We start from the raw sequence: 10274 nt of genomic DNA, 5'->3' as shown, positions 1-10274 counted from the left end.
AGCCGCCTTGTGCACGCATGCTGGTCTCGAGCGCAGCGCGGCCCCGGCTTGCAGCGCCCGACGACGTCGCGTCGCCTGAGTTGACCTCATTTAACCGCTGCAAACCGTCTGCCGCCCAGACTCCTAGGGCCTGCCGCGTCGCGCACGAGCCGGCCGAGGGTCTCGAATGCCGCCTCGAGTTGCGGATCGAACGCCCGCGTGCAGCCAACGCGGATGAACGCATCGAAGCGATCGGTGTTGGAAAAGATCGCACCGGGCGCAATTCTGATGCCGTGCGCGAGTGCCGCCGTAAACAGCGCCTCGGAACGCACGCCGCCCGGCAACGCAACCCACAGCATCAGGCCGCCGGGCGGCCGGTTCAGCCGGGTGCCGGACGGAAAGTGGCGCGCGATCGCATCGATCGTTGCGTCGCGCTGCGCGCGCAACTGCTCGCGGAACCGGTGCAGATGGCGATCGAACGCGCCCGAGCCGACGAACTCGGCCGCCACCGCCTGCAGCAGCGCGGCGTTGTGCCGGCTCTGCGCGAACTTGAGCATCTTCACGCGCGCGTGCCAGCGCCCCGCGCTGATCCAGCCGAGCCGCATGCCGGGCGCGAGCACCTTGTTGAACGACGGGCAGTAGATCACGGTGCCGTCGCGGTCCCATGCCTTCACGGGCTTCACGACTTGCGGCGCTTCGACGAGCTCGCGATACGGTTCGTCCTCGATCACGGCCACGCCGTGACGCGCGCAAAGCGCGACGAGCGCGGCCTTGCGGTCGTCGGGCATCACGCTGCCGAGCGGGTTCTGCAGATTCGGCACGACAACGACAGCCTTGATGTCCGGATACGCTGACAGCGCCACTTCGAGCGCCTCGATCGACAGCCCGGTCGTCGGGCTGGCCGGAATTTCGAGCGCACGCAGGCCGAGGCTTTCCAGCAACTGGATCAGCCCGAAGAACGCCGGCGATTCGATCGCAATCGTGTCGCCAGGGCGGGCGACCGCGCGCAGCGCGAGGTTCACCGCGTCGACGCCGCCGCTCGTCGACATCACGTCGTCCGGCGACACCGTCACCCCGAACGACAGCGCGCGCTTCGCCATCGTCTGCCGGAATTCGGGCGAGCCGCCGACGGGCCCGGCGTCGGTCAGCAGCGTCGGCTTGTGCCGCAGTTGCCGGATCGCGAGCGCCTGCAGGCGCTCCGTCGGATACAACGCCGACGTCGCCGACGCGCCGCCGAGGTTCAGCGCGTCGAGCGCGGCGTTGCCGCGATCGATCACGCGCGACACGCGCTCGTGCAGCCCGGCGAACGGCGGCTCGACCGACGTCAGCGGCGGCGCGTCGCTGTCGCGCAGCGTCTCGATCGCGGCTGCCGCGCGATGCCGGACGAAGTAGCCGGACCGCGGCTTCGCGTGACACCAGCCGGTGTCCTCGAGCCGCCGGAACGTCTGGATCGCCGTCGACAGGCTGACGCCGTGCTGCTCCATCACCGCGCGCACTGACGGCATCCGGTCGCCGGGCGCGAGCGTACCGGCGGCGATGATGCGGCGGTAATGCTCGGCGAGCCGCTCGTACAGCGGTTCGTCGAGCATCGGCAGATGCAGGCGGGAGGTGTCGTGGGTAGGCGTCATGCGGGCCATCGTGCCCGCGCGACCACGCGCATGCCAGATACAGAACCCGGGAAAACCGACCGATACAGCCGCGCAAATTGCCCGTCTGCATCGCAACAGATTCCCGGCCCCTGAATCTGTCGCGCTTTCGCCCGCCTCCTTAACCTGTCGGCATGCGATCGCTTCGCACGATGCGGAGCACGCAACCGGGAAAGGATTCGCCATGCGGACTCGACACATCCGGCTCGACGCCGGCCAAAGCCACATCGCGTGGTTCGACAAGGGCAGCCAAGTCATCGTGCTGGATGGCGCGCTCGCCGTCACGCTCCGGCACGGCAGCCTCGACTGGCTGCCGGACGCGCCGCACTACATGCGCAGGGTGCTCGACGCCGGCGACTGCCTGACCATCGAAACCGCCGGCCATGCGTCGCTCGCCGCCGCTGGTGCGGGAACCGCGAACACTGCGGTGGTCGAGCCGGAACCACGCGCCGGATGGCGCGGGGTGGTCGGCGCTTTGCGTGCACGCTTGCCGAAGCGACGGACGGCGGCGTCCTGATGCGTCGGGGTTCGGTGCCGATCGCGCGCCGGCCTCACGGCTCGCCCGTCATCGTGCTGCGCGGCGCCGCTCGATCCACTCGAACGCGGCCATCCCCGCCAGCATCGCGACGACGAACCCGATCCCCTTCAGCGAGCCGAAGCCGATCGACACGATCGCCGGCCCCGGACAGAAACCCGCCAGACCCCAGCCGACGCCGAACGCTGCGCTTCCGGCGACGAGCCGCACGGTAATCGCCCGCGCAGTCGGCACCTGCATCGGCAGACCCAGCCACGACCGCGTGCGGCGCTTCGCCCATGCGAAGGCGAGCACGCCGACGCCCGTCGCGCCGGCCATCACGAAGGCAAGCGACGGATCCCAGCTTCCGGCGAGATCGAGAAACCCGAGGACTTTCTGCGGATTGGCCATGCCTGACATGACAAGCCCGCCGCCGAACACCAGCCCCGCGAGGAATGCGAACCATGCAGCCATGTCAGCCTCCCAGCAAGTGCCGCCGCACGAACACGGTCAGGAACCCGACGGCCATGAACGTCGCTGTCGCGACCAGCGAACGCAGCGACCCGCGCGACAGCCCGCACACGCCGTGGCCGCTCGTGCATCCGCCCGCGTAACGCGTGCCGACGCCAACCAGCAGGCCGGCCGCGATGACGACGGGCCAACTCGCGTCGACCTGCGGCATCGGGCCGATTCCGGCCGCGCGCAACCCGAGCGGCGCGACGATCAGCCCCGCGACGAACGCCCACCGCCAGTCTCGCCCGTCCGCACGGGGCGCGAGCAATCCGCCGACGATGCCGCTGATTCCGGCCACGCGGCCGTTGAACGCGACGAACGCGGCGGCCGCGAGCCCGATCAGCACGCCGCCCGCGAGCGACAGCCACGGCGTGAAATGAGTCACATCAAGCTGCATCGCGCTTCCCCTTTGCAGCCGGGCCGCAGAATTGCTCGTACAGCACCGCCATCACCGCGATCGCGGCCGGACTGTCGAGCGAGTAATGGATGTTCTTGCCTTCGCGGCGCGTGCGGACTAGCGCGTTGTCGCGCAGCACGCCGAGCTGCTGCGACAGCGTCGGCTGATGGATGTCGAGCCGCGTCTCGAGATCGCTCACGCAGCTTTCGCGTTGCGACAACTCGCACAGCAGCAGCAAGCGGTCGGGATTCGACAGGACCTTCAGCAGCGCGCAGGCCGATTCGGCCGCAGCGCGCATCTGCTCGGGGTCGGGTAACGGGGATGAAGTGTCGGGTTTCATCGAAGGCGCCAACAATTTACGAACAAACATTATATTGTTTTATATATCATTTGTCGCTGGAACGCCCTTCGGTGCGACGCGGCCTCGTCGCCGCCGGCGACTGCGCACGCTTCTCCGCCCCAAGCTGGCGGCCGAGCTACGCCCGACCGCCGCCTCTTCAGGCGTCGTCGCCCCCGTCCAGCATCAGCGTCCCCACCCGCGCCGGCACGAGCGGCGGTCGCGGCGCGGGCGGCGTCCAGCCGAACAGCGCCTGCGCAGCCGCGCCGCACACGCGGCCCTGGCACGCGCCCATCCCGCAGCGCGACTGCAGCTTCGCGGCGGTCCAGCCGGCTTCGTTCGCGAGCGCGTCATAGCGCACGTCCTCGCAGCGGCAGACGAGCGTATCGGGCCGCGCGAGCTTGCGGACCGGCTCGCGTATCGCAAAGCGCTCGCGCACCGCATCCGCGAATGCCTGCCAGCGTGCGCGTCGCTCGGCCAGCTCGGCGAGCCGCGCGGTTTGCCCCGTCGCCGCGCAGCCGGCGATCTCGCCTTCGACCATCGCGAGTTCGCTGCCGCCGACGCCCGTGCATTCGCCTGCCGCGAAATGCCCGGCGCGGCTCGTGCGCTGGTGCGCGTCGACGGCCACCGCGCCGTTTTCGATCCGGCAGCCGAGATGGCTCGGCAGCGCGGTGTTCGGCACGAGCCCGAAGCCGCACGCGAGCCGGTCACATTCGACATCGACGTCGCGGCCGCCCTGCCGGATCCGCACGCCTTCGAGCCGCTTGTCGCCGTATGCCTCGACGATGTGCGCATTCGCCCGATAGACCGGCGTCATCAGCTTCGCCGCCTGCACCAGCTTCGACGGCCAGCGCGGCAGCCCGAGGCCGAAGCCGAGCACGTCCGGCCACGCCGCCTGTTCGAGCACGTGCAGCACCCGCGCACCCCGCGCGCGCGCAGTCGCCGCGCTCGCGAGCAGCAGCGGCCCGCTGCCGGCGATCACCGTCCGCTGTCCGCGCACGTCCAGGCCGTGCTTGATCAGCGCCTGCAGCCCGCCCGCGCCCGTGACGCCCGGCAGCGTCCAGCCGGGAAACGGCAGCAGCAGTTCGCGCGCGCCGCAGCACAGAATCAGCGTCCGGTACTCGAGCAGCAGCGCCCGCTCGTCGTCTTCCAGCAGCAGCGTGCCGGGGCTCGATTCGGCGACGATGCGCGTCGCCGCGAGATAGGTGACGTTCGGATGCCATAGCACCTTGAAGCGCGCGACGGCGGCCGGCGGCGGCATGTCGACCCGGGTTCGCGCGTCTGCGCCTGCCGCGGCCCCATGCAAACCGGCGCCGGGCCCCTGCCGCCAGATCTGCCCGCCGGCACGCGGGTTGTCGTCGACGATCGCGACCGACGCGCCGCCCTGTACGGCCGCCTGCGCGGCCGACAGCCCGGCCGGGCCCGCGCCGACGATCGCGACGTCGACGCTCAGAATCTCGTGTTTCATCGCGTGCGCTCCACCTGCATCCCGTCGCGGCACAGCGTCTGGCATGCGAGCCGGCGGCGGCCGTCGATCGTCATCCTGCACTCCTGGCAGATACCCATCCCGCAAAACGGCGCGCGCGGCGCGCCGGTGCACGACGTACGCGTCGTGTCGTCGCCGCTCGCCGCGACGGCGGCCGCGACGGTCACGCCGTCCGCCACCGTCAGCGCGCGGCCGTCCAGATGAATGATCATGTCAGCCTCCGCCGGGCCACCCCCGCGGGGGGCAGCGAACGAAGTGAGCGTGGGGGTCGTTTCATTTCAGCGCTCCGGCTACGGGAGACGTCGTCAGGAAACGTCCCGGCAAATAGGGTTCGATGTCGATGCCCGGCCGTTCGCCGACCATCAGCGCGGCGACGAGCCGCGCGCTGCCCGGCGCGGTCGTCACGCCGAGCCCTTCGTGTCCGACCGCCAGCCACACGCCCGGCTGCGACGGATGCTCGCCGAGCAGCGGCAGGCCGTCCGGGCTCGCGGAACGGAAGCCCGTCCACGCGCGGATGCCATTCAGGTCGGCCAGCGCCGGCAAGTAACCGACTGCTCGGCGCAGCATGCGCGCGAGCACGGGCGGCTCGACGCGCGAGTCCTCGGTGTCGAACTGGCGCGACGAGCCGATCAGCAGCTGGCCGGTGGGGCGCGGCTGCACGTTGAACGCGACCGATGTGCCGTCGCTTGCGTGCGCGCTCGCCGCATAGCCGAGTTCGACGAGCTGGTGCGACACCCTCCCCGGATAGCGGTCGGTGATCAACAGGTGGCCCTTCTTCGGCCGCAGCGGCAGTTCGGGCAGCAGCGTGCGCGCGGCGACGCCATTCGCAACGACCACGCGTTCCGCGCGCAGCACGTCGCCGTTCGCGAGCATCACGCTCGGCCCGTCGACCGCGACGACCTTGTCGCGGCGCAACGCGATGCCCGGCACGCGCCGAAGCAGCCAGTTCGCCGTCACGGGCGCGTACAGAATGCCGTCGCCGGGAATCTTCAGCGCGCCGCCGAGCCCGGGCCGCAGCATCGGTTCGAGCGCGGCGAGCGCCGCGCCGTCGACCAGCTCGCCGGCCACGCCATGCGCGGCAAGCGTCGCCTGCTTCGCGCGCGCGAGGTCCATTTCGCTCGCATCGGCCGCGAGCCACAGCGTCCCGCAGTTGCGATATGCGCAACCGTCGGGCATCTGCGCGCTCAGCCCCCGCCACAACTCGATCGAGTAGTGGCTCAGAGCGAGCTCGGCGGCGTTGTCGTCCATCGCGACGAGGTGCCCCATGCCCGCGCCGGTCGCGCCGCCGCTCGCATCGTCGAACACGAGCACACGCAGCCCGCGCTGCGCGAGCTCGTGCGCGCATGCCGCACCGACGATGCCGGCGCCGATCACGATGACGTCGGTCTGCACGCCGCTCACGACACGATGCCCCAGCCGAACGGATCGTCATCCTCGATCAGCAGCGTCGCTTCCGCGCTCAGGTGCGCGCTGCCGCGGATCGTCGGCACGATGCCGCCGTCGCTCTCGGCGTAGCTCGCGTGGAACACGCTGCCGATCACGCTCGCCTGGCGCCACACGACGCCCGGCGCGAGCTTGCCGTCCGCCGCGACGCACGCGAGCTTCGCGCTCGTGCCGGTGCCGCACGGCGAGCGGTCGTACGCGAGGCCCGGACACAGCACGAAGCTGCGGCTGTCGTGCTCGGGATCGTCGGCGAACAGTTCGATGTGGTCGATCTCGCCGCCGTTCGCGCCAGTGATGCCCGCACGCTCGATCCCCTCGCGCACCGCCGATGCATAGGCCGTCAGCGCCGCGACGTTGTCGCCGGCGACGCGCTGCCCGTGGTCGCTGATCAGGAAGAACCAGTTGCCGCCCCACGCGATGTCGCCCTTCACGGGGCCGTAGCCCGGCACGTCGACGACGACATCCTTCGCATGCCGATACGCGGGCACGTTGCGCACGCTGACCGACAGGTCGTCATGCAGCGTCGCCTCGACGGTACCGACCGGCGTCTCGATCCGGTGCACGCCCGGGTCGATGCGTCCCATGTGATGCAGCGTGCGCACGACGCCGATCGTGCCGTGCCCGCACATGCCGAGATAGCCGCTGTTGTTGAAGAAGATCACGCCGGCGGCCGCATCGGGCGAAACCGGCTCGCACAACAGCGCGCCGACCAGCACGTCGCTGCCGCGCGGCTCGAGGATGCAGGCGGTGCGATAGCGGTCGTGCTCGCGCGCGAGCACGTCGCGCCGCTCGGCCATCGAGCCGCTGCCGAGCGCAGGAAAACCGGACACGACGAGCCGCGTGGGTTCGCCGCCCGTGTGCGAATCGATGATCTGGATGCGCTTCATCATGTGTCGTCCGAAAGTGGGGAAAGGAGCACAGCTTCCTCCGTCGCGCGTCCGCCCGCTTGTGGGTTTTCGATAAGGACGACGACGAAATCGGCATAGTACGCGGCACCTTCCGCGGACCTTTCGACGACTGTGCCGATTTCGTCATTTTGCTCCGGGAAACGACTCAAGCGTGATGGGCGTTTGCGCGGCGATACTGGTCACCACACCGACACCCGTCGGCCGACCGATACAAACGTAGGAGATTTCAGTGAGCCGAAACGCCATCAAGTGGACCGGGGTTTTCCCGGCCGTCAGCACCCAGTTCAAGCCGGACTTTTCCCTCGACATCGACGCCACGCACCGCGTGGTGAAGAACCTGGTGAACGACGGCGTGTCGGGCCTCGTGGTCTGCGGCACGGTCGGCGAGAACACGTCGCTGTCCACGTCGGAAAAGCTCCAGGTGATCGAAGCCGCGCGTGACGCAGCCGGCGGCAAGATCCCGGTGATCGCCGGCATCGCCGAGTTCACGACCGAGTTCGCGCGCAATACCGTGCGCGAAGCGCAGCGCGTCGGCGTCGACGGCGTGATGGTGATGCCCGCGCTCGTCTACTCGGCGAAGTCGCACGAAACCGCCGCGCACTTCCGCGCGGTCGCGACGAGCACCGACCTGCCGGTGATGGTCTACAACAACCCGCCGATCTACAAGAACGACGTGACGCCGGACGTGCTGATCGCGCTGCAGGATTGCGAGAACATCGTCTGCTTCAAGGATTCGTCGGGCGACACGCGCCGCTTCATCGACCTGCGCAACGCGGTCGGCGATCGCTTCGTGCTGTTCGCGGGCCTCGACGACGTCGTGGTCGAGAGCATCGCCGTTGGCGCGGAAGGCTGGGTGTCGGGCATGTCGAACGCGTTCCCGAAGGAAGGCGAGACGCTGTTCCGCCTCGCGAAGCAGAAGCGCTTCGACGAAGCGCTCGCGCTGTACCGCTGGTTCATGCCGCTGCTGCACCTCGATGCACGTCCCGATCTCGTGCAGTGCATCAAGCTGTGCGAAGAGCTGGTCGGCCGCGGCAGCGCAGTCACGCGCCCGCCGCGCCTCGCGCTGCAAGGCGACACGCTCGCGGAAGTGAAGGCGATCGTCGCGAAGGCGCTCGAGACGCGCCCGACGCTGCCGGACGTCGGTCTCTGATCGATCTCCCCGCAGCGGTGGCGCGGGCGTTGCCCGTCGCCCCGCTGCCGCTTCCGGTCCGGCATGGCCCGCGCGGGCCCGCTCACGCCAACGCCAGCCCGCGTCGCGCGTGAACGCCCCGCGGCCCGCCCCGGTCGTTCGAACCGGGCGTCGCCGGCCGGCAGGCGCGCGCCGCAGCTCCGTCGGAGCGCGGCGCGATTTCCGCCTGTGCCGACATTCCCATAGGAGACAAGCCCATGCCAGGCCAAGGCAATGCACAACCGTCCGTGCCGCTTTCCCGTACCGCGCACCCCGACGCGGGTCACGGCAAGTTCAAGAAACAGCTGTCGCTGACCGACCTCACGTTCATCGGTCTCGGCGCCATCTTTGGTTCGGGGTGGCTGTTCGCCGCAAGTCACGTATCGACGATCGCGGGCCCGGCCGGCATCTTCTCGTGGCTGCTCGGCGGCTTCGCGGTGCTGCTGCTCGGCATCGTCTACTGCGAACTCGGCGCCGCGCTGCCGCGCGCGGGCGGCGTCGTGCGCTATCCGGTGTTCTCGCACGGCCCATTGCTCGGCTACCTGATGGGCTTCATCACGCTGATCGCCTTTTCGAGCCTGATCGCGATCGAAGTCGTCGCCGCGCGCCAGTACGCGGCCGCGTGGTTTCCGGGCCTGACCGTCGTCGGATCGAGCGATCCGACCACGCTCGGCTGGCTCGTGCAGGCAGCGCTCCTCGGTTTCTTCTTCTACCTGAACTATTCGAGCGTGAAGACGTTCGCGAAGGCGAACAACATCATCAGCATTTTCAAGTTCGTCGTGCCGCTGTCGGTGATCGCGGTGCTGTTCACGTTCTTCAAGCCCGCGAACCTGACGATCCACGGCTTCGCGCCGTTCGGCATGCCGGGCATCGAGATGGCGGTGTCCGCCGGCGGCATCATCTTCGCGTACCTCGGGCTCACGCCGATCGTGTCGGTCGCGAGCGAGGTGCGCAATCCGCAGCGCACGATCCCGATCGCGCTGATCCTGTCGATCCTGCTGTCGACGCTGATCTACGTGCTGCTGCAGATCGCGTTCATCGGCAGCATCCCGACCGGCATGCTCGCCGCCGGCTGGCATGACGTCAGCAAGGCGTTCTCGCTGCCGTACCGCGACATCGCGCTCGCGCTCGGCGTCGGCTGGCTCGCGGTGATGGTCGTCGCCGACGCGATGATCTCGCCGAGCGGCTGCGGCAACATCTACATGAACGCGACGCCGCGCGTCGTCTACGGCTGGGCGAAGACCGGCACGTTCTTCAAGGTGTTCACGCGCATCGACGAAGCGTCCGGCATTCCGCGCGCGGGGCTGTGGCTGACCTTCGGCCTTGCGATTTTCTGGACGATGCCGTTCCCGTCGTGGGAAGCGCTGATCAACATCGTGTCGGCCGCGCTGGTGCTCAGCTACGCGGTCGCGCCGGTGTCGGTCGCAGCGCTGCGCCGCAATGCGCCCGACCTGCCGCGGCCGTTCCGTGCAAGCGCGTTCGCGATCACGGGCCCCGCATCGTTCGTGATCGCCGCGCTGATCGTCTACTGGTCGGGCTGGAGCACCGTGTCCTGGCTGCTCGGCCTGCAGATCGCGATGTTCGTCGTCTATCTCGCGTGCCGCCGCTGGGTGCCGACCGCGCACCTGAGCCTCGCCGAACAGGTGCGTTCGTCGGCGTGGCTGATCGCGTTCTACGCGGCGATGATCGTCGCGTCGTATTTCGGCGGCTTCGGCGGCACGGGCCAGCTCGCGCATCCGTACGACACGCTCGCCGTCGCGGCGATCGCGCTCGTCATCTATTACTGGGGCGCGCATACCGGCGTGCCGTCCGCGAAGCTGCAGCTCGACGACGACGAGTGCTGACGCGCCCTGCCCCCTTTCCATTTCCCCATTGGCCGGGCC

General features: G+C 69.6%; 11 protein-coding genes. 3 read left to right on the top strand and 8 right to left on the bottom strand.

The genetic code is table 11. From position 1 onward, the window contains the following. Positions 1 to 86: 86 nt before the first annotated feature. Positions 87 to 1607 (bottom strand): PLP-dependent aminotransferase family protein, encoded by a 1521-nt coding sequence (locus tag DID96_RS06720; RefSeq protein WP_185732187.1) that lies wholly within the window; start codon positions 1605 to 1607, stop codon positions 87 to 89. A gap of 202 nt (positions 1608 to 1809) precedes the next feature. On the opposite strand from DID96_RS06720, the gene DID96_RS06715 reads away from it, so the two are divergent. Continuing rightward, the gene (locus tag DID96_RS06715; protein WP_124598532.1) at positions 1810 to 2142 is read left to right on the top strand and encodes a hypothetical protein; all 333 of its coding nucleotides are present in this window, start codon (positions 1810 to 1812) and stop codon (positions 2140 to 2142) included. 48 nt (positions 2143 to 2190) lie between these two features. Here DID96_RS06715 and DID96_RS06710 read toward each other — a convergent pair whose 3' ends face one another. From DID96_RS06710 to DID96_RS06680, 7 genes are all read right to left on the bottom strand, one after another. Further along, a complete protein-coding gene (locus DID96_RS06710; RefSeq protein ID WP_124598508.1) occupies positions 2191 to 2613 on the bottom strand; it encodes a DUF6691 family protein in 423 nt (140 codons plus the stop codon). A gap of 1 nt (position 2614) precedes the next feature. Further along, positions 2615 to 3049: a YeeE/YedE family protein gene (locus tag DID96_RS06705; RefSeq protein ID WP_124598507.1), complete on the bottom strand. Its 435-nt coding sequence runs from the start codon at positions 3047 to 3049 to the stop codon at positions 2615 to 2617. Then, positions 3039 to 3389, bottom strand: a complete 351-nt coding sequence (locus DID96_RS06700; protein ID WP_124598505.1) for a metalloregulator ArsR/SmtB family transcription factor — start codon at positions 3387 to 3389, stop codon at positions 3039 to 3041. Before DID96_RS06700 ends, DID96_RS06705 begins: the two co-directional genes overlap by 11 nt. Before the next feature lie 157 nt (positions 3390 to 3546). Then, on the bottom strand, positions 3547 to 4854 hold the full coding sequence (locus DID96_RS06695) for an FAD/NAD(P)-binding oxidoreductase (RefSeq protein WP_124598503.1): 1308 nt from the start codon (positions 4852 to 4854) through the stop codon (positions 3547 to 3549). After that, entirely contained in the window at positions 4851 to 5084 is a 234-nt protein-coding gene (locus DID96_RS06690; protein ID WP_124598501.1) for a 2Fe-2S iron-sulfur cluster-binding protein, read from the bottom strand. The genes DID96_RS06695 and DID96_RS06690 overlap by 4 nt, the downstream gene beginning before the upstream one ends. A 61-nt stretch (positions 5085 to 5145) precedes the next feature. Continuing rightward, the gene (locus tag DID96_RS06685) at positions 5146 to 6273 is read right to left on the bottom strand and encodes an FAD-binding oxidoreductase (RefSeq protein ID WP_124598499.1); all 1128 of its coding nucleotides are present in this window, start codon (positions 6271 to 6273) and stop codon (positions 5146 to 5148) included. Continuing rightward, on the bottom strand, positions 6270 to 7202 hold the full coding sequence (locus DID96_RS06680) for a 4-hydroxyproline epimerase (protein ID WP_124598530.1): 933 nt from the start codon (positions 7200 to 7202) through the stop codon (positions 6270 to 6272). Before DID96_RS06680 ends, DID96_RS06685 begins: the two co-directional genes overlap by 4 nt. A gap of 250 nt (positions 7203 to 7452) precedes the next feature. Here DID96_RS06680 and DID96_RS06670 point away from each other — a divergent pair, with 250 nt between their 5' ends. Then, positions 7453 to 8373 carry a dihydrodipicolinate synthase family protein gene (locus tag DID96_RS06670; protein WP_124598498.1) on the top strand — a complete coding sequence of 307 codons (921 nt, stop codon included), beginning with the start codon at positions 7453 to 7455 and terminating at the stop codon, positions 8371 to 8373. A gap of 236 nt (positions 8374 to 8609) precedes the next feature. Beyond that, on the top strand, positions 8610 to 10235 hold the full coding sequence (locus tag DID96_RS06665) for an APC family permease (protein ID WP_124598496.1): 1626 nt from the start codon (positions 8610 to 8612) through the stop codon (positions 10233 to 10235). Positions 10236 to 10274: the final 39 nt, after the last annotated feature.

The sequence above is a fragment of the Burkholderia sp. Bp8963 genome (assembly GCF_003854275.1).
Classification (GTDB): Bacteria; Pseudomonadota; Gammaproteobacteria; order Burkholderiales; family Burkholderiaceae; genus Burkholderia.
This window is presented reverse-complemented; position numbering and strand designations above follow the sequence as displayed.